The sequence below is a fragment of the Spongiactinospora rosea genome (assembly GCF_003315795.1).
GTDB classification, from domain to species: domain Bacteria; phylum Actinomycetota; class Actinomycetes; order Streptosporangiales; family Streptosporangiaceae; genus Spongiactinospora; species Spongiactinospora rosea.
The window spans coordinates 24763-46225 of sequence record NZ_QMEY01000032.1; the positions used below are offsets into that span (position 1 = coordinate 24763).

15 protein-coding genes, 1 tRNA gene and 1 pseudogene are annotated in these 21463 nt (G+C 67.5%); 13 read left to right on the forward strand and 4 right to left on the reverse strand.

From position 1 onward, the window contains the following. Nucleotides 1–10 precede the first annotated feature (10 nt). The 12 genes and pseudogenes from DP939_RS40100 to DP939_RS40145 all read left to right on the forward strand — a co-directional run bounded on the left by DP939_RS40100 (nucleotide 11) and on the right by DP939_RS40145 (nucleotide 14578). On the forward strand, nucleotides 11–847 hold the full coding sequence (locus DP939_RS40100) for a hypothetical protein (RefSeq protein ID WP_113986080.1): 837 nt from the start codon (nucleotides 11–13) through the stop codon (nucleotides 845–847). Nucleotides 848–897: 50 nt separating this feature from the next. Beyond that, nucleotides 898–2043 carry a hypothetical protein gene (locus DP939_RS40105; protein WP_113986081.1) on the forward strand — a complete coding sequence of 382 codons (1146 nt, stop codon included), beginning with the start codon at nucleotides 898–900 and terminating at the stop codon, nucleotides 2041–2043. Beyond that, nucleotides 2040–3542: a hypothetical protein gene (locus tag DP939_RS40110; protein WP_113986082.1), complete on the forward strand. Its 1503-nt coding sequence runs from the start codon at nucleotides 2040–2042 to the stop codon at nucleotides 3540–3542. Before DP939_RS40105 ends, DP939_RS40110 begins: the two co-directional genes overlap by 4 nt. Beyond that, nucleotides 3532–4866: an AAA domain-containing protein gene (locus tag DP939_RS40115; protein ID WP_113986083.1), complete on the forward strand. Its 1335-nt coding sequence runs from the start codon at nucleotides 3532–3534 to the stop codon at nucleotides 4864–4866. Before DP939_RS40110 ends, DP939_RS40115 begins: the two co-directional genes overlap by 11 nt. Before the next feature lie 53 nt (nucleotides 4867–4919). Next, nucleotides 4920–5696 (forward strand): helix-turn-helix domain-containing protein, encoded by a 777-nt coding sequence (locus DP939_RS45690; protein ID WP_147268321.1) that lies wholly within the window; start codon nucleotides 4920–4922, stop codon nucleotides 5694–5696. Nucleotides 5697–6094: 398 nt separating this feature from the next. Further along, the gene (locus DP939_RS45695) at nucleotides 6095–7141 is read left to right on the forward strand and encodes a hypothetical protein (RefSeq protein ID WP_147268322.1); all 1047 of its coding nucleotides are present in this window, start codon (nucleotides 6095–6097) and stop codon (nucleotides 7139–7141) included. A gap of 661 nt (nucleotides 7142–7802) precedes the next feature. Beyond that, nucleotides 7803–8633: pseudogene (locus DP939_RS40125) on the forward strand (IS5 family transposase). A gap of 75 nt (nucleotides 8634–8708) precedes the next feature. Continuing rightward, entirely contained in the window at nucleotides 8709–10292 is a 1584-nt protein-coding gene (locus DP939_RS40130; RefSeq protein WP_113986085.1) for an IS1182 family transposase, read from the forward strand. A gap of 70 nt (nucleotides 10293–10362) precedes the next feature. Continuing rightward, the gene (locus DP939_RS49480; protein WP_113986137.1) at nucleotides 10363–10503 is read left to right on the forward strand and encodes a type I restriction enzyme endonuclease domain-containing protein; all 141 of its coding nucleotides are present in this window, start codon (nucleotides 10363–10365) and stop codon (nucleotides 10501–10503) included. A 225-nt stretch (nucleotides 10504–10728) separates the two neighbouring features. Continuing rightward, complete coding sequence (locus tag DP939_RS45700; protein WP_147268323.1) at nucleotides 10729–11754, forward strand: hypothetical protein; 1026 nt, start codon at nucleotides 10729–10731, stop codon at nucleotides 11752–11754. Nucleotides 11755–12044: 290 nt separating this feature from the next. Further along, on the forward strand, nucleotides 12045–12668 hold the full coding sequence (locus DP939_RS45705) for a hypothetical protein (RefSeq protein ID WP_147268324.1): 624 nt from the start codon (nucleotides 12045–12047) through the stop codon (nucleotides 12666–12668). Nucleotides 12669–13297: 629 nt separating this feature from the next. Beyond that, nucleotides 13298–14578 (forward strand): tyrosine-type recombinase/integrase, encoded by a 1281-nt coding sequence (locus DP939_RS40145; protein ID WP_158578955.1) that lies wholly within the window; start codon nucleotides 13298–13300, stop codon nucleotides 14576–14578. Nucleotides 14579–14651: 73 nt separating this feature from the next. Here DP939_RS40145 and DP939_RS40150 read toward each other — a convergent pair. From DP939_RS40150 to DP939_RS40160, 3 genes are all read right to left on the reverse strand, one after another. Beyond that, a tRNA-Lys gene (locus tag DP939_RS40150) sits at nucleotides 14652–14726 on the reverse strand. Between the two features lie 131 nt (nucleotides 14727–14857). Beyond that, nucleotides 14858–16054, reverse strand: a complete 1197-nt coding sequence (locus tag DP939_RS40155) for an FAD-dependent monooxygenase (protein WP_113986087.1) — start codon at nucleotides 16052–16054, stop codon at nucleotides 14858–14860. A gap of 78 nt (nucleotides 16055–16132) precedes the next feature. Continuing rightward, complete coding sequence (locus DP939_RS40160) at nucleotides 16133–19243, reverse strand: BTAD domain-containing putative transcriptional regulator (RefSeq protein WP_113986138.1); 3111 nt, start codon at nucleotides 19241–19243, stop codon at nucleotides 16133–16135. A 45-nt stretch (nucleotides 19244–19288) separates the two neighbouring features. On the opposite strand from DP939_RS40160, the gene DP939_RS40165 reads away from it, so the two are divergent. Further along, complete coding sequence (locus tag DP939_RS40165) at nucleotides 19289–20536, forward strand: RNA polymerase sigma factor (RefSeq protein WP_113986088.1); 1248 nt, start codon at nucleotides 19289–19291, stop codon at nucleotides 20534–20536. Nucleotides 20537–20540: 4 nt separating this feature from the next. Here the strand turns inward: DP939_RS40165 and folP are convergent, their stop codons facing one another. Next, complete coding sequence (folP, locus tag DP939_RS40170; RefSeq protein ID WP_225878787.1) at nucleotides 20541–21398, reverse strand: dihydropteroate synthase; 858 nt, start codon at nucleotides 21396–21398, stop codon at nucleotides 20541–20543. Nucleotides 21399–21463 lie beyond the last annotated feature (65 nt).

Below are 21463 nucleotides of genomic sequence, written 5' to 3' on the forward strand. Positions count from 1 at the left end.
CCGTTGAGCCATGAGTGATCCGCTGGACGCACTGGAGAAGAGCATCAGCGTCCTGCGCCGCGCGATCCGCGACGCCTCCGCAGCCGGCGACATGGAGCGCGCCAGTGAGTTGCGCGCTCAGCTCCGCCGCGCCGAACGGGCATGGGACGCGCTCATCGACACTGACGTGCCCCCCACCCCACCGACGGTGGGCTCTGGCCCGGTGCCCGGCGGTGCGCAGGGCTCGATGTTGCCGGCACGCGAGCACGTGCATCGTGCGCTGGTGCTGTTAGGAATCCCGGCAGCGCCGAAGCTGATCGTGAGCGTCCACGAGGCGTTCTTCCCTGGTGAACTGTCCGCTGCCAAGCTGTCCAGCCTGCGCCGCGACGAGGAGCGGTCCTACCGGTCGGCGCCCGGTGCCCGGCCGTACTATCTGTGCCCCGCGCTGACCCATGACCTGCTGACCCCGGCGCGGGCCCTGATCACGATCAGTACGTGGTCACTGGAACAGCGCGTCATCGGCCCGCTGTCCCCGCGTGTCGACTTCCTCACCGCCGCGATGCGCATCGCCGAGACGATACACACCGTAGCCAGATCGTCGGAAACAGGGCCTAGCGCGGCAGCGCGGCGGCTACTCTGGCGATTCGCTGTGAATATACCTGGGGCGACGCCTGTCGGACAGACCGTCCACGACGCCGTGCCCGACCCGCACCTGGTGATCGCCGCGGCTCGAGCTGAGCTGAACGTTCACAGCGACGCGGACCGTGCCACCCGGGCCGAGGCTGCGCGGCGGGCTCGCAAGCGTCTCGGTGAGGATTCGCAGCTGTTCGGCACGCCCCTGCGGAACGTCAAACGTCTGCAGGCTTAGACCTGATTTTCTTCCACAAGATCCCGTCTTCTCATGAGGATCCCCACACCGTGAATGCAGCAGTCGACGCACGCTTGGACGTGCTGCGCGGCTCCGCGCCGCGCCTGACCTACAGCGCCAGGTCACTGGCCGCGCTGGAGAACAACCCGCGCTGCACCCTACGCGCTGTCCTGGACGCCTCCGGCTCCAACAAGAACGACATCGCCAAGCACGCCGGCTACGAGCTGCCCTTCGGCCAGTCTCCCTTCGCAATCACTCGCGGCGACTCCTTCGAGGCGATGGTGAAGGCCAACGGCTGCGCGGAGCTGCTGCGGGTTCTGCGCGAGATCCTGCAGTTGCCCCTGCCGGAGGTGGGCTACCAGGATCTGAACGACGTCGGCGGCGACGGCCGGCCAGAGATCCGCCACGCCCGCACCAAGCAGCTGCTTGTTCGGGCCGCTCAGGGGCTGGGCGACGGCACCCTGTACGACCACCCGATGCTGCTGCTCCGGGTCGGTGGGCACGCCGCGTTTCTGGAGCCGGACCTGGTGGCATTCCGTGTTGGAGACCGTTTTCACGTGGTGGAGATCAAGAGCTTTCCGATCATCGACACGCGCGCCGACCCCGCGAAGGTGCGGGCAGCCACAACGCAGGCCTGCGCGTACATCATCGCGCTACGCGCGATGCTCGCCGAGGCTGGCATCGGCCCGGAGGCGGTTTCCGAGACGATCGTGCTGGTGGCGCCCAAAGACTTCACCAATCGCCCGACCGCGGCATTCGTCGACGCCCGCAAGCAAGTGTCCACCCTGACCAGGCAGCTAGCACGCATCGAGCGCATCGGCGACCTGCTCGCCGTGCTGCCTGACGACCTCACCTTCGACCTTGTCGGCGAGGCCGGGGCGCCGCGACCGGCCAGCGAGCTCGTCGAAGCCCTGGACCAAGTGCCGGCGGCTTACCGGCCGGACTGCCTGAACCACTGTGAGATGGCCTTCTACTGCCGGGCCCGAGCGCGCGACGGCGGGTCGCTGGACGTGCTCGGGCCAGTGGTGCGCGAGCAGCTCGGCGGCATCGACACCGTCACCATGGCCTTAGGCCTGGCACGCGGAGAGCTGCAGCCGAACGACGAGCAGGTCGAGATCGCCGCCTCCTTGCGGCACGCCGCCCGCTTACGTGCCGAGCTGCGTTCCACCCTCGGAACACCGGGAGCTACGACGTGAGCAGAGTGTCCGCGCTGGCACGTCTGGAGGCGATGGAGGCGATGGCCGCGGTACCACTGACCGAGTTCCGCCACCGGTTCCTGTCCGACCATCCCCTGGTGATCGTGCCGCTGGTCATGGCGGGAGAGGCAGGAGCGCCGCTCGCGGCGATGGTCGGCTCCGCCAAGAGGTCACCGAAGCTGCTGGTCGTCGCGCAGCCGCGCAGCCGGACCCAGCGCGTCGCCTTCGCCGCCGAGCTCGGCGGGATCGTGATGAGCTATATCGACCACTGCCGCCGCGAGCGCCGTACGAGCACTTCTCGAGGTCAGGAGGTCGCCTCTTACTACACCGATGCCCCTCAGGTCCTGGTTCCCAATCCCGGCGGGGTCAAAGCTCTGGCAGACCTTGGCCGGGCATGCCGGTTCCGCGCGACCACAGGCCCTTACCGCGTGGCGGACATCGTTCCGCGGCTCGGCATGTGGCTGACGTTCCTGGTGGAGTCGGCCGAGCAGGCAGGCACCTCGATGTTGCTGCCGGTCACCGGTATGCTCAGCGAGCATTGGGCCACCGGCCAGAGCGTGCTGGAAGACCAGAACCTTGCCTCGCTGATGGCATGGATCGCTCCACCCGACGGTCTGAGCGTGGCACAAGCCATGGCCGATGCGGAGAATCCTGACGTTTGCCCGCCTGCGGGTCCTGCCACGGCTCCGAGCTTCGACAGATACTATCTAGAACCGGCGATCAAGCGGTTCGACACGGCCGATCCACAAGCGAAGGCTGCAGCAGAGGACGAACTGCGGGAGCTGCTCGCCGATCAGCTCAAGCCCACGTGGCGATTGATGTGGCAGGCGATCTCCCTGCTGCGCGGCGTCCCCGAGGCGCCGCGGGCCGCGGCGCGTTTCGAACGCGACCGCGTGTCCTTTACTGCGTTCTCCGACTACCAGGACGCCAGCGGCTTGCCGCAACGCAAGCAGGACACCCCAATCGGCGCGGCCAGGCGCCTGAGCCGGCTGGAGCGGGCTTTGGCGGACTTTGAGGTGGACATGGCGTTCGACGACCCGTATGTGCTGGCTGACCGGCGCAGCGTCGGAGAGGCATTCGCCGGGACGGTGGTGGCGGGCGAGCCCGGCCGGTTTGTCACCACGGACAAGGGCAGGCGGGTGCCCAGGCCGCTGATCACCGTCCGTACCCAGGACCCTACGCGGCTGGCCCCCGGCACCAAGCTGATCAGCCCGTCCATGCCGGCGAGCCATCGGGCGCTCATCATCTCGACGGTCCCCGACGGGGACACGAGCCTGGTTACCGTCGAGGTCGTTAGCGGCATGGGCCGCGGCCTCGTTCCGAAGCCGGGAACCGTTCCCGCTGAGGGCCAGCAGCTCGCCTACCTTCCCGACCCCGGTTGGCGGCCCGCACCGGTGTTCCCAGACAACGACCGGGTTCCGTGGACGCACGCCGCCGCGACCGATGACTCTGACGAATTGCAGGAAGCCGCCACAGAGGAATGGGGCGATGATGACTGAGACCGATGCGGCTGCCAGGGCCGACGCGGCCATCACGGAGATCTTGGCCGACCTGTCCGACAGTAGGCACAAGGCGGTGGTCGTCGACTCCCCGCCGGGGGCAGGCAAGAGCACCCTCGTGGTCCGCGCCGCCGGAGATCTGGTCGGCGGCGGCGAACGCCCGATCGTCGTCGCCCAGACCAACAACCAGATCGACGACCTTGTCGTGCGGCTAGCCGCCGCACACCCAAGCCTATCCATCGGACGACTCAGCAAAAGCGGGTACACTCCCCTGCCAGAGGTGAGCGAACCAGCGAACACGTTCGTCGGTGCCACCTTGTCCGACTTGAAGGGCTGCGAGATCATCGTCGGTACGTCGGCCAAGTGGGCCACCGTCCGCGAAGGAACGTTCGACTGGGCGATCCTCGACGAGTCCTACCAGATGCGCTCCGACACTCTGCTGCAGATCGTCGAGCGTTTCGAGCGCGGCTTGTTCGTCGGCGATCCCGGACAGTTGGACCCGTTCACGATGGTCGGCACGGAGCGGTGGATCGGCCTGCCGCACGACCCGACACTCAACGGCGTCTCAGTGATGCTGGCCCACAATCGGGGCATCCCTGAGCATCGGCTGCCACTGTCATGGCGCCTGCCATCCACCGCCGCACCCACTATCTCAGAGGCGTTCTACCCGTTCACGGGCTTCACTGCGGGCACCAGCCCTGGAACGCGCATCCTGGAGTTCCATACAGCCGCCTTCGGCAACACCGATCTGGATGAGACCCTGGCAATGGCGTTTACCACCGGGTGGGCGCTACACGAGTTGCCGCGCCGCCATGTCCCACGCACTGACGCCGAGACCCTTCTGGCGGCCACACGACTAGCCACCCGAATACTGGAGCGCGGAACCCTCGCCACCTGCGAGCGGTATCCCGGTGGCCGGTTCCTGGACGCCACCGACATCGCCATCGGCGTCGCCCACCGCGACCAAGCCGACCTGGTCCGGACCACACTCGCCAGGACCGGCAACCCAGCTCTGTCACGGGTGGCCGTCGACACGGCCAACCGGCTGCAGGGCCGGGAATACGAGGTCGTCATCGTCGTGCACCCGCTGTCCGGCCGCCGGGACGCAACCTCATTTCACCTGGAAGCCGGACGGCTGTGCGTGCTCACGTCCCGGCACCGACAAGCATGTATCGTCGTCGCACGCGAAGGCATCGTCGACCTCCTGGACAGCCATCCTTCGACCGACCCCGTGCACCTGTCAGTGCCGGCGAAGTTCCCCGACGGCTGGGAGGCCAACCAGGTCGTGATGAGCAAGCTCGCGCAGCACCGCATCGCGGCGTAGCGGCTGATGCTTTCCGCACGCGCGATATCTCGTAGTGTGGTGGACTACTGTCCGTGGCCGCATCAGAGCTGACCGATCGCCAGGTCAAGGTCTTGCGCTGGATCGCGGACGGCTGCCCCGAGCGCTCGTGGCCGGATGAATCGCACAAGCACACCGCTCGGGCACTGCAGAGCCGCGGTCTTGCCAACGTCAGCCGCAAACGCAAGATCTGGACAGCAACCATCACCGAAGCCGGCCGGTACTACCTTGAGCACGGTACGTACCGGCCAGACCCTGCATGCGAGACCAGACGGCCCCGTAGACAGACGACGCGCGCGCAGGCCACTCCTGACGGCCCTCCGTCAAACGCCACCGCACGCGCCATGAGCCGGGTTGCCAACCGCCCCAAACTCACCGAGGTCAAGCAGACGAAGCGCGAGATCAAGGAGACGTACATGCGCTACAAGGTCGTGGTCACACGGGTCCAGGTAGCCGAACGTTTTGTCCGTTCCACTAGCGAGGAGGAAGCCGCAGCCAAGGTCCAGGCAGAGTTCGATCGCCCCTATGGCTACTTCGGCTCATGGAAGACGACCACGTCGGAGATCGATGTGATCGAGGCCGAGCAGACCACGGTGATCGGACCGACTCACCTATCGAACGAGGGGCCCCTGCTCCTCAGCATCAAAGACGCTGGCAAAGCACTGGGGATCAGCTACTCCACTCTGTACCAGATGATGAATCAGGGTGACATTGAGTGGGTCGCTATCGGCTCGCGTAAGTACATCTCCCGCGAACACCTAATGGAGTTCATCAAGGCCAACACACATAAGGGTTACTACGTCGCACAGTGATGCATTGACCTCTAGGCATGCGTGTCCGGCCCCAGGCCACCGCGTATAGCAGGCGACTCGCAGGGGACATTACACAGGATGGATGTCATGTTGCCGCAGCAAAGGATAAAAGGTATCGATCCACGCGGCAGGACGCAGCTCAGCGAAGCCTCAGCCGCAGTCAGCGAGAAGCGAGGCTGTTATCCCTGGTGCCGTCACCATCACCCCCAACGGCACCTGCGACAGCGGCACGCTCAATGGGCCTGGACCTACGATTCCGATGACGGTGCCCTCATCTGGTGCAACGGCTTCGGCATGGACGAATACGCTGTAGCAGAAACCAAAAGCTGGCCATCGCCATCCTCCGGCTCGCGTTCTGGCGCGCCGCAGCCAGGCAACCGGATGAAGGAGGGGACACAATGCCTGAGCTGATCATCACTGCCCCCAACGGCGTCGTATGGAAACGCCTTCCTGGCGGCACCACGTCGGGGACCGATTTCTTGGCGGCACTGGAGATGCTCGTGAGCCTCTCTGATGTCAGCCGGCAGTGGAATTGGTGGCAGGAAGGACGAGAAAGACGGGAACGCGAGCGGCTCCATCGTATACTCGAGCAGTGGGACCATGCCGCGCCTCCGCCTGGCGGATACCTGTCGAAGGAAGAGTTGGACGCAGAGTTCGCCGCCAAGCGGGCTCAACGCGAAGAGGAACGACAGCGTCGCGCCGCGTCCTACGATGAAGAGCGGGCAATGATCCGGCTTTCTCTACTCAGGGCGGAAGCCACCGCAGGTTTCATGTGCAACGCGCTTGCGATACCCGGCAGCCGCGCATGGCAACCCAAGGCGGAAGAATTACGACGCGCAAGCGAGCGAGAAGCCGCTGCGTTGAAAGAAAAACTCGGCGACCCGAACGCGGTCGTCGACCAAGCTGGCGACCTTCCGCAGACACGCCGAGAACGGCACCTATACGAGCACATGGCATTCTTTCGTCACCCCTTGCTCCAAGAGTGGTCTTCCAGCCAGCGGAAGCGATTCCATAAGCTGCTCGCCATGCCGCCACCGCGACCATCTGACATGTGCGCCGAATGCCAGGCACCCGCAGACTGGCACACCTACGGATTCTCGCTGAGCCTATGGCAAGGAAAGCCCGCATCGGGCTCCACCGCAGAGGTGCTGGGAAGACTCATGCCTGGGTGGTGGGAAAGATGCCTGGCCTGTACTCCGTATCAGCTTCATCACCAGTGGGGCCATAACGCTCTGCCTGACTTCGGATACGAGCAATGGCACGCGATGCTGCCGCCCCTGCTGCGCGCTATCTTCGCTCCGGGCACACCAGCGCCACGGAAGCCAGTTGATCCCCGTGCAGCGCTTGAGAAACGCCTCCGTGCCACCGAAGCCAAAGCTGAACAATTGCGGCGTCAACTTGCTGAGATCGAACTCGCCGACCGAGGCGATCAAGCCGATCCATGACCTGTTCCGTCGGAATCCTAGAGATCTCGCCAGTAACCGGGGAGCTGACGGCAACGCAGCTACGTCCGCTCGTAGAGGCGGGCGAAGCGCCGGATGCGCGGGAACCTGGTGTCGGTGACGTTCATGCCTAGATCATGTCATGCAGGCCCGCAGTTGTGCCGCAAACCGCAGCGCCGCCACGTGCCCTGCATCCGCCTCTGGATCATATGGGCGGACGTGCCTGCTGAAGACTCTAGATCATCCAACCTAGCCGAGCATTAACAACGTCGCGCTCACGGGCATGGCCCCTCAAAGGACCATCTGAGGCAGTGGAGCAATGCAACGCCGAAACGTCATTGCGTGAACTTCAAGCAGTGCGGATGCATCGATCAAGCCATCGATAGGCAGCTTGGCAGGCGGTGTGACCGCCTGGCCGACCATGAGCACAGCAGATGGTACCTGGCCGTCCAAGTCGATGGGCTCAGTGGCCACCGTCCCCGCAGCCTGACGTCCGTCCGCGCCCCGCCGTACGGTACGGCGAGGCGCCCAACCCGCCTAGGCCGTGTTTCAAAAGATCATCGTGAGCTGGGCGTGTCGGTGATCGTGAATAGAGGAGGTCTCCGGTAGTTGGTTCAACGACCAAGAAGAACAAAACACCGGAGACCTCGTGGCCGGCATAGCGGTGACGAGGCGGCACGACCTCACCGACGCGCAGTGGGCGGTCCTGGAGCCGCATCTGCCTGCCGCATCGGGCAAGGGACGTCCGCCGAAGCGGAGCAGGCGGCAGTTGATCGACGGGATCCGGCGGCGGACGTGTACGGCCTGTTCCGCCGCCGGCAGCGGAACGGGATCTGGGCACGGATCCTGGCAGGGTTGCAGGCCTGTGCGGACGCCGCGGGGAAGATCGGCTGGACGAGAGCGTGGACTCCAGCATCGTGCGGGCTCACCAGCACGCGGCGGGCGCGCGCCGGGACGGTCATCTGCAGAAGGAGCCGCCCGGCGGGGGACACCAGGAACCGGCCGACCACGCGCTGGGACGCTCGCGCGGCGGCTGACCACCAAGACCCATCTGGCGTGTGAGCAGGGCCGCAAGCTGTTGGCCGCGGTGGTGACCGCCGGGCAGCGGGGCGACAGCCCGCAGTTCATTGCGGTGCTGGGCAGGATCCGGGTGGCCCGCACCGGCGGTGGTCGTCCCCGGACCCGCCCGGACCGTGTCGTGGCCGACAAGGCCTACACCAGCCGGGCCAACCGGGCTCATCTGCGCCGGCGGGGGATCAAGACGTGTATTCCGAGCAAGGCCGACCAGGACGCTCACCGCAAGGCCCGGGGATCGAAGGGAGGCCGCCCGCCTGCCTTCGATCCTGTGATCTACCGCCTGCGGCACGCTGTGGAGTGCGGTATCAACCTGCTCAAACGTCATCGTGGCATGACCACCCGTTACGACAAGCTCGCCGTTCGTTACGAAGCCATCCTCACCATCGCCGCGATCAACAAGTGGCTGAACGTCTTATGAAACACGGCCTAGGAGTGTCCTGAAGATCTTGCTGGTCTGGCCAGACGGAGGTTTGGGGTTCAGACTCGGGTCGTGATGGGCCATCAGAGGGCTCCGGCCGGGCCCCCGGTGTGGGTCGTGTGCCGGGAGATGATCCCGGCCGGGAGCGTGTTCGCGTTCCTGGCCGAACACCGGCGGGTGTTGTTCCCGCCGGAGGCGTTCGCGGACATGTACGCCCCGGTCAACGGGCGCCCCTCAGTGCCGCCGGACCTGCTGGCCACGGTCGTGGTGCTGCAGGCGTTGCATGGGTTGTCGGATGAGGAGGCGGCCGGAGCGCTGCGGTTCGATCTGCGGTGGAAGGCCGCTTGCGGGCTGGGTCTGTATGATCGGGGGTTCGATCCGTCGCTGCTGACCTATTTCCGGCGTCGGCTGGCTCACTCATCAGACCCGGACCGGATCTTCGGCATCGTCCGCACGGTAGTGAAGCAGACCGGGGTACTGACGGGCCGGACGCGGCGGGCGCTGGACTCGGCGGTGCTGCTGGATGCGGTAGCCACCCAGGACACCATTACCCAGCTGATCGCCGCCATCCGGCGGGTGGCCTGCCAGGTCCCCGGCGCGAGCGCGCTGGTCGCGGCCCACTGCCACGCGCATGACTATGCCGAACCGGGCAAGCCGAAGATCGCCTGGGACGATGAGGAGGCCAAGAATGCCCTGGTCAGCGGGCTGGTCACCGACGCGCTCACCTTGCTGGACCGGCTGAGCGGCCAGGACCTGGACGAGCACGCCGAGTACGCGGTCGGCCTGCTGGCGTTGATCGCCGGCCAGGACGTCGAGCCCGCAGACACCTCGGACGGCTCCGATGGCCGATGGCGGATCGCCCGCCGCACCGCACCGGATCGGATCATCTCCACCGTCGACCCCGAGGCCCGCCACATCCACAAAAGCGGACAGCAACGCGAGGACGGCTACAAGGCCCACCTGGCCGTCGAGCCGGAGACCGGCCTGTTCACCGCCGTCGCCCTGCGGATCGGCGCCGGAGCCGCCAACCACGAGGCCACGGTCGCTCCCGCCCTGCTCGCCCACGAGCAGGGCGGGGCGTTGCAGATCCTGGCCGATGCCGCCTACGCCGCCTCCGGCCTGCGCGCCGCCCTCACCACCGCGGGGCACCGGCTGCTGATCAAACCGCCCGCGCTCAAGCCCGCCGTCCCGGGCGGGTTCACCCTGGACGACTTCATCATCGACACGAGCATCGGCACGGTGACCTGCCCGGCCGGGCACACCGCCCCCCTCGCGGCACAAGGTGGCCGCTACCGGCAACGCCGCGCCACCTTCACCGGCTTATGCGCCGCCTGTCCACTGCGTGATCGCTGCACCACCACCGCCGCCACCGGCCGCGTGGTGACCATCCGCCCGCACCACGATCTGCAGGCCGCCGCCCGCCATCAGGCCGCCACCGACCCCGCCTGGCAGGACGACTACCGCCGCTGGCGACCCATGGTGGAACGGGCCGTGGCCTGGCTGGTCGCCCGCGGCAATCGCCGCCTGCGCTACCGCGGCACTCATGCCAACGACCGCTGGCTTCACCACCGCGCCGCCGCTCTCAACCTCCGCCGCCTGATCAACCTCGGACTCACCCACATCAACGGCATCTGGGCTCTCGTCCCGATCACTGCATAGCAATAGGGTGGGCCAGCTCATGCCGACCCACCCAGCAAGATCTTCAGGGCATTCCTAGGCGAAGGCAAGCCTGAAGAAGGACTGGATCCCTCGGGAGACGGTCCGTGCCAGGCTTCGTGCAAGCATCAAGCGCCTGCTCGCACGCTTCAACTACCCCGCCGCACTACGAAGCAACGGTGAGAACACGACATCCGTTCCCGAAGCTTGGTAGCTTGGTAGGTGAGGGTTGGGGGCCCACTTATGACGACGTGAAACATCTTGGGATCTCATGGTTCAAGACACCCGTCGGGTCCAGACGGCAGTACTCGGACGACCCGATTCCGATCACCCCATTTCCCTCCCAACGGATCGCCGGAAGGCTGTGTTCTACCTTTCGCGTTATCGAGGCAAGCGCTTCTTCTGCGGGATACACCTTGGCGGGTGCGGCTGGGAGCTCATGCACAAGCTCTATGGTGACCGTGTCTGCCATTTCGCACATCACCCCGATACCAAAGGGATAGCTCCGAGGTGTGAGCGCCGCCACGTCGGCACCGACAGCGCCGACCATCTCTACATTCACCGTGGATTGACTCATCAACTGGGAAAATCCGCAAGCCCGCAACGATTTCAAGGCACCATGGTGAACGGCCAATGTACTGACCTGCTGGTCAACGCAAGCCAAGGCCGTGCTGCGATCAAAGTCCAGTTCATGCACCTGTCGCGCGACGCCTGGACGAAAAAAGATGAAGAACTTCGCTCCCGTCTTGGCCAAGTCGACTGGGTCATCGGCCCTTATGCAGCAGAGACCACGGAGTATCTACTCGATCGCAACGGGTATGCGCTGCGTGTTCGATGTGAACATGAAGGTAGTACCCGTGTCGTCAGGGTTGGCACAGAAACACGTGAAGGTGACCTTGAGTGGTCTCGCCTGGATGAGTGTGAGATCAATGAGCAGGGGATCGTCACACCACCCCTCCGCAAGATACGTCGGATCGCAGAGCGGAAGGTACCTGAAGTTATGCAATATCCAGGCCTACCGCTGACGGTCAAGAAAATAGTGATCTACCCTAGTGAGCACAGCACTCGACCGGCAGAAGGTGCCGATGGATTTCATGCCACCGCCGCCACCGTCCGTGTCGCCGAAAGCGAACCTATGCATGCGTGGATCATGCTGCCAACGCCTGCCAAGCTCGTGGTGGGCGAGCCGTACTCCCTTCGAGAGCCAGCCTCTGTAGATGTTACGAGAAACCCTGGCCATTCTCCACGCATCTGGACGATTTTCAGTCCAGGATTGCTTCCTATCCGGCCAGCCGAACAGACAAGCGTATCTCCGTCGAGACTGCGCCAGCCGGGCACTACACCTCCACTCATTCGAAACAAGCTGAGCTCGCTCATTCAAGATATGCGCAGAGCAAGGAAGGCCGGAGATTACGAACACATCATCCAAACATTGACAGATAATGCAGATCTTCTCAACATTTAACCCATCGCGATTTCAAAAAGGAACAGGACGCGATCGGAGAACTTCGCCGCTGGGCGGCTGCAAAGGATGAGGCGCGAGCAAGGATAGAGCAGGAGGTCCACGAGGAATGCGCCCTACTCATTAACCAAGTTGCTGGGGCCAGGGCGGAGGGGGATCTACCAGAAGTACAGCGCGCGATCTCGTCACTCCGCAAGACTTTAGTACGCGTCTCAGCGAGCAACCCAAGATTCACCGTAGAGACCGCGAATTTATATGGACACGAGTCCTGGCTTGAGCGAACACAAAATCAAATGCGATCGAAACAGCATTACCGACTCTACGCCATAATAGACCGCCTCAGGAAGGCAGAGGTAGCAGGGCAAGTAGATGAGGTGCGCACACTATACAATGAGTGCCAGTTCCTACTCAAGGAGCTGGGCTCTCATGCGTCTTCTTATGAGAAGAGACAAATCGGCCTGACCTCCCGGTGGCTCACAGCCGTCCCGGCTGGCGACAGTCTTGCTATCTCACCGCCGACCGCCCCATCAGGGAGGCTCAAGGCTGCCGCACACGGGCTGAGCGATTACCTGAGCGCTATCTTGACGAAAACCGCCCGCTCCCAGACGACCATCAGCCTGAAGGACTTGGCGGAACAGGCTGGGGCGACCGAACGGTTATGCACGGGTGCGCTGATAATGATTGATAAGGAATCAGGCGCGAACGGGCCGATGTTGTCTGCTCTCGTCGCTTCGCCACACGGCGATGCAAGACCGGATTTTCGCCAGGTCCTCGCCGAACTCAACTACGAGGTCCCGCAGACTGACATAGCTCTAAATTATGTCTGGCGGCGCGAACTGGAGCGGGCATACGCCTTCCACGCGGAGCCGCCACGGGAAATGCCAGCGAGACTGGTTCCGCGCAAGAAAACGCCATAAATGGTGAACTTGTGACTACTATACTCCCGCCGAAGGTCGGCGCAAGGTCGGCTGCGGCCTAGTGCGCTTCCCGTCCCGTACTCTTGCGCGCTTCCTCGGGAGAACGTCACATCCTGATCCTGATCCTGATCCTGATCCTGATCCTGATCCTGATCCTGATCCTGATCCTGATCCTGATCCTGATCAGTTGAGTGTGACGCTTGGGGAAGACTCGGCCGACCGCTGGAGCAGGTACGACAGCGCCGATCGGCCATAGAGAGGAATCAGAGCCGGATGATGGCACCAATCGCGATCCCAGGCCCCTCACCACCTCGGCGGCGAGCTGGCGGTCGAGGTGTGTCGGCGACATGTGAAAAAATTGAGCGCCGTTGACAGAGATCCCCGGCTAAGGCCCGGCAAAGGCAACACCCCACGGCTACCAACGACACGCATCCTGGCTCTGACACTTTACTTGCGATCTTCTCTTCACAATCTTTCTGTGAGTGGTAGCGGCCGCCTGAGGACCATGTCGGAGCGAGGGCCTCCGCCTCGCTTAGTCACCAAAAAGTAATGCCATCGTGCTCACGGGTATGGCCCCTGGAAGAACCGTATAAGGGGGCGAAGCAATGCGACTTCGAAATGATCACTGCGTGGTCTACAAGCGGTGCGGATGCATCGATGAAGCCACCGGCAGGCAGCTCGGCCGGCGGTGTGACCGCCTGGCCGACCAGGAGCACGGCAGCTGGTACTTCGCCGCCCAAGTCGATGGGCTCAGTGGGCGGCGCGAACGTATCCGGCGTGGCGGCTACGCCACTGCGAACGAGGCTCGGCAAGCGTGGCGGGATATGATCCCGATCAGCGCCGAGCAGGCGGCCGGAAACGGCTATACCGTCGCGCGATGGCTGAACCACTGGCTGGAAACGCACCAAGGGCTGCGCCCCAACACCCGCAAGTGCTACGCCGACCACGTACGACTGCATCTCATCCCGCACCTCGGCCGCATCGACCTGGGCAAGCTCACCAGCCGGGACGTGGCACGGATGTTCAGCGCGCTCGCGCAACGCCGTACCCGTTACGGGGTACCGATCGCCGCCTCTACCCTGCACCGCATCCGGGCGACTCTACGAGCCGCGCTGAACACCGCCATCCGCGAAGGCCTCCTCCAGGCCAATCCGGCCCGGCTCGTCCGGCTGCCCTCACCGCGGCGCCCCTACCCGGTGGTATGGACCGACCGCAGGATCGCAGCCTGGCAATGCAGTGGAGAGCGCCCCGCCGTAGCCGTATGGACCACCCAGCACTTGGCCGAGTTCCTGGACTTCGTACGCTCAGACCGGCTCTATCCGATGTGGTGGCTGATCGCCCTACGCGGACTGCGCCGTGGCGAAGCCGCGGCTCTGCGCTGGGTAGACCTCGACCTGGACCGGCACGAACTCACCGTGACCCAGCAACTGATGCACACCGGCCAGAGCCTCATCACCTGCCCACCCAAGAGCGATGCCAGCCACCGGACCATCGCCCTGGATACCGAGACCAGCCGCTTGCTGCGCCGCCACGAGCGCAAGGAACGTCAACGGCTGGGCAGCCGCTGGAGTGAGACAAGTCCCGTGTTCGCCGCTCCCGATGGGAACTGGCTCCGCCCCGACCACCTCACAACCCGCTTCCATGCCCTCGTGAGGGCCAGCGGACTGCCGCCGATCCGGCTGCACGATCTCCGCCACGGCGCGGCCACCCTTGCTCTGGCCGCCGGTACGAATCTGAAGGTGGTCCAACACACTCTCGGCCACTCAAGCATCGTGGTGACCGCCGACACCTACACTTCGGTCCTGCCCGAAACCTACCACCACGCCGCGACAGCGACCGCGCAACTGGTGATCGCCCAAGCACGCAGAACCGCACGAAAGGCCCGCACACCAGCCGCCTGCTCATCGTGACCCACGTATGACTCACACGTGACCCACTATCAGCAACAAACCTGCCCGTATGCGGCAAAGCCGCAGGTCGGAGTGGTGGGGCGCCAGGGGCTCGAACCCTGAACCTACAGATTAAAAGTCTGCAGCTCTACCATTGAGCTAACGCCCCCTGTGAAGACTACAGAGAGGAACCGTCGGCGGCGACAGGGTTCCTCCGTGAGGATAACTTACCGCACCACCGGCCATAGATCGGGACAGTGGACGGGTTGGGGGGGTTTGGGCTCGCAGGGGGCGGGTGGGCTACAGGGTGTAGGGCTTGAGGGAGATGGATTCGGCGGTTTTGCGGGCGCCCTTGGCCATGAGGGACTTGCCAGGGAGGTAGGGCATGAGCTTGTAGTTCTGGCGGAGGAACCAGGCCATGGCGCGGCTTTGGGGGACCATGAACTTGCTGACGCCCTCGCCCATCTTCATGCACTTTTGGGCGTAGCCGCGCATCTGCTGTTCGTAGGCGGGGAAGGCGGTGCGGTGGTCGCCGTGGGTGGTGGCGAGTTCGCCGGCGAGGATGTAGGCGCCTACGAGGGCGAGGCCGCTGCCCATGCCGGACAGGGGGGATGGGGAGTAGGCGGCGTCGCCGAGGAGGGCGGTGCGGCCGGTGGTCCAGGTGTCCATGTGGACCTGGCCGATGGCGTCGAAGTAGAAGTCCGGGGAGTCCCACATGGCGACGAGGAGGGGGTCGCTCTCCCAGCCGTTGCCGCGGAAGGTGTCGGCGAGGATCTCCTTCTGGCGGGCGATGTCGTGGCGGTGGTAGTCGGTGGATGGGGAGGCGAACCAGAGGACGGCCTTGGCCTCGGTGTTGTGGCGGGCGCTGTAGATGGAGACGAGTTTGCCCGGGGTGCTGTAGGCGAGGGCGGTGTACTGGAGTCCCAGGTGGTTGGGCGTGGTGAAGATGGCGCAGTGCAGGCCCAGGTGCTTGAAGTAGCGGGACTCGGGGCCGAAGGCCAGGGAGCGGACCTTGGAGTGGATGCCGTCCGCGCCGATGACCAGGTCGAAGCGGCGGGGTGGGGCGTGTTCGAAGGTGACGTGGACGCCGTCGCCGTCTTCGCGCATGGCGGTGATGGAGTCGCCGAAGATGTACTCGGTGTGCTGGGCGGTCGCGTCGTAGAGGATTCGGGCGAGGTCGCCGCGCAGGATCTCGACGTCGCCGGCGAACAGGTCGGCGGGCATGCCGGCGAGGCGTTTGCCCGCGCTGTTGACGTACCAGGTCGCGCCCATGCGGGTGCGTGCGGCCTCGACGGCGTCGAGGATGCCCATGCGGCGCAGGACGGTGAGGTGGGCCTCGCCGCGGAAGTCCACGGCGTGGCCGCCGTCGCGCAGGGCGGGGGCGCGTTCGACGATGGTGGGGGTGAAGCCGTACCGGTGCAGCCAGTACGCGAGGGCGGGGCCGGCCACTGAGGCGCCGGAGATGAGGATGTTCCGGTTGGTGGGTGAGGTCGTCATGTGGATGAGGATGCGCCGGCGCGCTCACCGGCCGCTCTCCGGCCGCTCACCGCGTGCCCACCGGCCGCCGGCCAAAGCTCACGGTGACCCGTCGAAGAGGGTGTGGAGCGGCGAGGCCGCGATGACCTGCTCGGATACGCCCGCTTGGCGGAGTGCCCGGGCGCGGGTCATGGTCAGGCCGCGGGTGAACGCGTGCTCGAACGGAAGGTCGCCCAGGGCCTGCCGTACGTCTTCGGTGAGGGCGGACGGTTCGGTGGGTACGCCGCGCAGGGTGACGGCGGCGCCGAGCAGTACGGCGGCGGCGGTCGCGTCGCCCTCGGCGTACGCGACCTCGGCGAGGGCTTCGAGGGGGCGGGACGTCTCCGGGAACGCGCCCATGCTCACCGCCGTCTCGGCGGCCCGCCGATGGAACTCGCGGGCGGCGGGCAGGTCGCCGCGCAGGTGGGCGATCCGGCCGAGGCCCATGAGGGTACGCGCGCGGTTGCCGATGCCGCGCATGGCGTGCGGGTCGAAGCGGGCGAGGGCGTCGGTGTAGTGGCGTTCGGCCTCGTCGAGGTGGCCTTCCAGAAGGGCGATGTCACCGAGGCCGCGCAGGGCGGCGGCCAGGTAGGTGGCGCTGCCGGATTGGCGGGCGAGGGCGGCGGCCTGTTCGTAGTCGGCGCGGGCCACGGCGATCCCCTCCTCGGCACGTTCGGCCATGGTGTGGTCGGCTCGGTTGCAGAGGAGGTCGGCGGTGTCCTCGGTGGCGGCCAGGGCGTGGGTGAGGGCGAGGGCCTGGTCGGTGAGGTCGAGGGCGCGGGAGGGGTGGCCGAGGTTGGCGAAGAGGCCGGCGAGGGCGTCCAGGGCGAGGGCGGTGCCCCATCTGTCGCCCACCGCGCGGAAGGCGGTGACGGCGGAGGTGAGCAGGCGTTCGGCGGTCTCGTACCGGCCGCTGCCGTACTCGGAGTAGCCCCAGATCAGTTCGCCGCCCGCGCGTTCCCAGGGGTCGGGGCTGCGGCGGATGGCGTCGATGAGGGCGAGGGCGGGGCCGGGCTTCATGTCGGCGGCGTGGGTGAGCAGCCACAGGAACGGCGCGGCCGGGTGCGAGGGGCCCTCGGCGTTGACGAGGACGCGTTCGGCGGTCGCGCGGTGCTCTTCGGCGCGGGGCCCGGCGATCAGGACGCAGAGGGCGTACGGGCGGCCCAGCTCGGACGCGGCGGCGGGCGGGGTACGGTCGAGGAGGGCGGTGGCTTCGGGGAGTACCGACGAACGTAGGCCGCGTATCAACAAATACGTGGACATGGCGGCGAGCAGCCCGAAACCCATGTCCGCTGAGACGTCCCCGCTGACGGCCCAGCGGAGGGCCGTGCGCAGGTTCTCGTGCTCGGCGGCGAGCGTACGCAGCCAGTCGAGCTGTTCGGTCCGCCGGGTCATCGGGTCGGCGGCGCGGGCCAGGTCCAGCATGTGGGCGGCGTGCGCCCGTCGTACCGCCTCGCCCTCCCCCGCGGCCTCCAGTTGTTCGGCGGCGTACGCCCGGATCGTCTCCAGCATCCGGTATCGGCCGCCCGAGACCTCCAAAAGGGATTTGTCCGCCAGCGACTCCAGGATGGCCTCGGTTTCGGCAAGCGCCCCCGAGCCCGCCACCCGGTGGACGGAATCGGCGGTCGCGCCCCCGGCGAACACCGTGAACCGTCTGGCGATCTCCTGCTCCCGCCCCGGCAGCAGGTCCCAGCTCCACGCCACCACCGCGCGCAGCGTCTGGTGCCGGGCCTCCGCCGTACGGCTGGCCCACGGCGGCAGCGGGGAGGGCGCGGTCAGGCGGGCGGCGAGCGCGGCGAGGTCGTGGGTGCGCATCCGGGCGGCCGCGAGCTCGATCGCCAGGGGCAGGCCGTCCAGGGCGGCGCAGATCCGGCGTACGCCGGGCTCGCCCGCGGCGTCGAGCGCGAAGCCCCGGCGTACGGCGGCGGCCCGGTCGGCGAAAAGCCGGGCGGCGGCGGTGCCGGCGAGGGGACGCACCTGCCACAGGTGCTCCCCCGGAATGCCGAGAGGTTCCCGGCTGGTCGCGATGATCCGCAGCCGGGGGCAGGCGGACAGCAGGTACTCCGCCAGCGCGGCGGCGGCCTCGATGACGTGCTCGCAGTTGTCGAGCACCAGCAGCGTGGCACGATCGGCCAGCGCGGCGACGAGCCGGGCCGCCCCCACCGGCGGGGACCCTGGCGAGAAGAGGGGGGATTCGCGCAGGCCGTAGGCGGCGGTGATGGCCTGGACGACTTCGGTGGCGTCGCGGACCGGGGTGAGGCGGACGAAGCACACCTCCTCCGGCAGCGAAGCGGCCAGTTCGGCGGACAGCCGGGTCTTGCCGACGCCGCCCGGCCCGTGCAGCGTGATCAGCCGGGCCGTGCCCGCCAGGGCGCGCAACTCGGCGAGGTCGTCGTCCCTGCCGACGAAGCTGGTCAGCGGTGCCGGTGGGCGGGCAACGGCCGGGGAATGGCCGTGCAGCAGCCGCTGGTGGAGGGCGGCGAGGTCCGGGGAGGGGTCGGTGCCGAGTTCGTCGGCGAGGACGCGCCGGGCGCGTTCGTACGCGGTCAGCGCCTCGGCCGGTCGCCCGTCGGCTTCGAGGGCGCGCATGAGCAGGCCGTGCAGGCGTTCCCGCAGGGGGTGGCGGTCGGTCAGCTCGCGCAGCTCGGCGGTCACCTCGCGGGCGGCGCCGAGCAGCAGGTCGGCCTCGGCGCGGTCTTCGAGGGCGGCCAGCCGGTGCTCCTCCAGGCGTTCGGCCACGGCGGGTTCGGCGTCGGCGGCGTCGGCCAGGGCGGGGCCGCGCCACAGCTCCAGGGCGGCGCGGAGCAGGGACGCGGCGTGCCCGGGGTCGCCGTCCAGCAGCGCCCGGCGGCCCTCGGCGGCCAGCCGCAGGAAACGGCCCGCGTCCACGTCGTCGGGGTCGGCGGCGAGGCGGTAGCCGGTGGGGGTCCGCTCGATGGACGCGCCGGGGCCGAGGATCCGGCGCAGCCGGGAGACCTGGGACTGCAACGCGTGCGCCGGACCGGCGGCCCCGGGGGCGTACAGGGCGTCGAGCAGGCGGTCCACGGTGACGGTCTCGCCGGGCGCGGCCAGGAGCAGGGCCAGCAGAGTACGCCGGGCGGGGCCGCCCAGCGGCACCTCGCCGCCACCGTTCCGCCAGACCCGCGTCGTCCCCAGGATGCCGAACCGCACGCCCGCCATTCTCCCCTGCCGCGCCGCGGCGGGTAGCGTGTGCCCATGTCCGTGGACGTGGGCTTCGAGGACCTGCTGCGCGAGCTGGCGCCGCAGGTGCTCGGCACGCTCATCCGCCGCCACGGCGCCTTCGACGCCTGCGAGGACGCCGTCCAGGAGGCCCTGCTGGCGGCCAGCCTCCAGTGGCCGCAGGAGGGCGTACCGGACAACGCGCGCGGCTGGCTGATCACCGTCGCGTCGCGGCGGCTCACCGACCAGATCCGCAGCGAGACCGCGCGCAGGCGGCGGGAGGTCACCGCGGCGACGCAGGTGCCCGCCGACGAGCTGATCGCCCGGCCGCCCGGCGAGGACGACGCGGCGGCCGGCCGGGACGACACCCTGACGCTGCTGTTCATGTGCTGCCATCCTGCGCTGTCCGCGCCGTCGCAGGTTGCGCTGACCCTGCGGGCCGTGGGCGGGCTCACCACCGCGCAGATCGCCCGCGCCTTCATGGTGCCCGAGGCGACCATGGCGCAGCGGATCAGCCGGGCCAAGCAGCGGGTCAAGAGCGCGGGCGTGCCGTTCGGCATGCCGCCCGCGGGCGAGCTGGACGACCGGCTGCGCGTGGTGCTGCACGTCCTGTACCTGATCTTCAACGAGGGGTACACCGCCTCCTCCGGCCCGGAGTTGCACCGGGCGGAGCTGACCGGGGAGGCGATCCGGCTCACCCGCGCGGTGCGCGGGCTGCTGCCCGGGGCGGGCGAGGTGGCCGGGCTGCTCGCGTTGATGCTGCTCACCGAGGCCCGGCGGCCCGCGCGTACGCTGCCGGACGGGTCACTGGTCCCGCTGGCCGAGCAGGACCGGCGGCTGTGGGACACCGCCCTGATCAAGGAGGGCGTGGCGCTGATCACCGGCACGCTGTCCTGGGCGCCGATCGGGACCTACCAGATCCAGGCGGCCATCGCCGCCGTCCACGACGAGGCGCCGCGCGCCGAGGACACCGACTGGGAGCAGATCCTGGCGCTCTACCAGTTGCTGGAGCGCGTTTCCCCCAATCCGATGGTCACCCTCAACCACGCGGTGACGCTGGCCATGGTCCGCGGCCCCGAGGCGGGGCTCGGCATGCTGGCGGGGCTCGACGCGGACGAACGGCTGGCGGGGCACCACCGGCTGGCCGCGGTACGCGCGCACCTGCTGGAGATGGCGGGCGACGTGGCGGGGGCGCTGGCGGAGTATCAGGAGGCGGCCCGGCGTACGACGAGCCTGCCCGAACGGCGCTACCTGGAGGGCCGCGCGGCCAGGCTGAAGCCGTGACCGGCTAGAGGTTGTGGCGGGGGTTGACCGGCGGGCGCCAGCCCAGGATGGCCTCGGTCATCCGCACCGCCGCGACCGCCTGGGGCACGTCGTGCACCCGCAGGACGCGCGCGCCCTGCAGGACGCAGACCACGTTGGCCGCGATCGTGCCCTCCACCCGCCCGTCCTGGGGGGCGTCCAGGGTCTCGCCGATGAAGTCCTTGTTGGAGACGGCGGCCAGGGTCGGGTAGCCGATCGCGGCGATCTCGCTCAGCCGGCGGGTCAGCTCCAGCGAGTGGTAGGTGTTCTTGTTGAGGTCGTGGCCCGGGTCGATGATGATCCGGTCGGGGGCGATCCCGGCGTCGAGCGCGTGCCGTACGCGCTCGCGCAGGAAGTGGGCCACCTCGTCCACCACGTCGGTGTACGTCGGGCGGCTGACCACCGTGCGCGGGCCGCCGATGCTGTGCGTGACCACCACGGACGCGCCCGCCTCCGCCACCGCCTTGGCCATGGCCGCGTCGCGGATGCCGTTGGTGTCGTTGACGACGTCGGCCCCGGCGGCCAGCGCCGCGCGGGCCACCTCGGCGCGGTGGGTGTCCACCGAGATCACGACGTCGGAGGCGGCGCGCACGGCCTCGATGACCGGCGCGACCCGGTCGATCTCGGCGGACACGGTCAGGTCGTCCTGGTCGGCGCGGAAGGCCAGGCCGCCGATGTCGACCCAGTCCGCGCCGTCGGCGACGGCGCGGCGGGCGGCCTGGACCGCGTGGTCCAGCTCGTATGTACGCCCGCGGTCGTGCATCGAGTTGGGGGTACGGTTGATGATCGCCATGACGGCGACCTGGCGGGAGAAGTCGAACTCCCGGTTTCCGATCCTCCGCACCGGAGCGATGATCTCCGGCTGGAAGACGCTGGTCCCCCCTGCCACGGCGCTCGCTTCCCTGGTCT

What these genes read in the sequence shown, in the direction of transcription:
- DP939_RS40165 (WP_113986088.1), top strand. Translation starts at nt 19,289, where the DNA reads ATGTCCGTGGACGTGGGCTTCGAGGACCTGCTGCGCGAGCTGGCGCCG.
- DP939_RS40130 (WP_113986085.1), top strand. Translation starts at nt 8,709, where the DNA reads ATGGGCCATCAGAGGGCTCCGGCCGGGCCCCCGGTGTGGGTCGTGTGC.
- DP939_RS45695 (WP_147268322.1), top strand. Translation starts at nt 6,095, where the DNA reads ATGCCTGAGCTGATCATCACTGCCCCCAACGGCGTCGTATGGAAACGC.
- DP939_RS40155 (WP_113986087.1), bottom strand. Translation starts at nt 16,054, where the DNA reads ATGACGACCTCACCCACCAACCGGAACATCCTCATCTCCGGCGCCTCA.
- DP939_RS45700 (WP_147268323.1), top strand. Translation starts at nt 10,729, where the DNA reads ATGCACAAGCTCTATGGTGACCGTGTCTGCCATTTCGCACATCACCCC.
- DP939_RS45705 (WP_147268324.1), top strand. Translation starts at nt 12,045, where the DNA reads ATGCGATCGAAACAGCATTACCGACTCTACGCCATAATAGACCGCCTC.
- DP939_RS40115 (WP_113986083.1), top strand. Translation starts at nt 3,532, where the DNA reads ATGATGACTGAGACCGATGCGGCTGCCAGGGCCGACGCGGCCATCACG.
- DP939_RS40100 (WP_113986080.1), top strand. Translation starts at nt 11, where the DNA reads ATGAGTGATCCGCTGGACGCACTGGAGAAGAGCATCAGCGTCCTGCGC.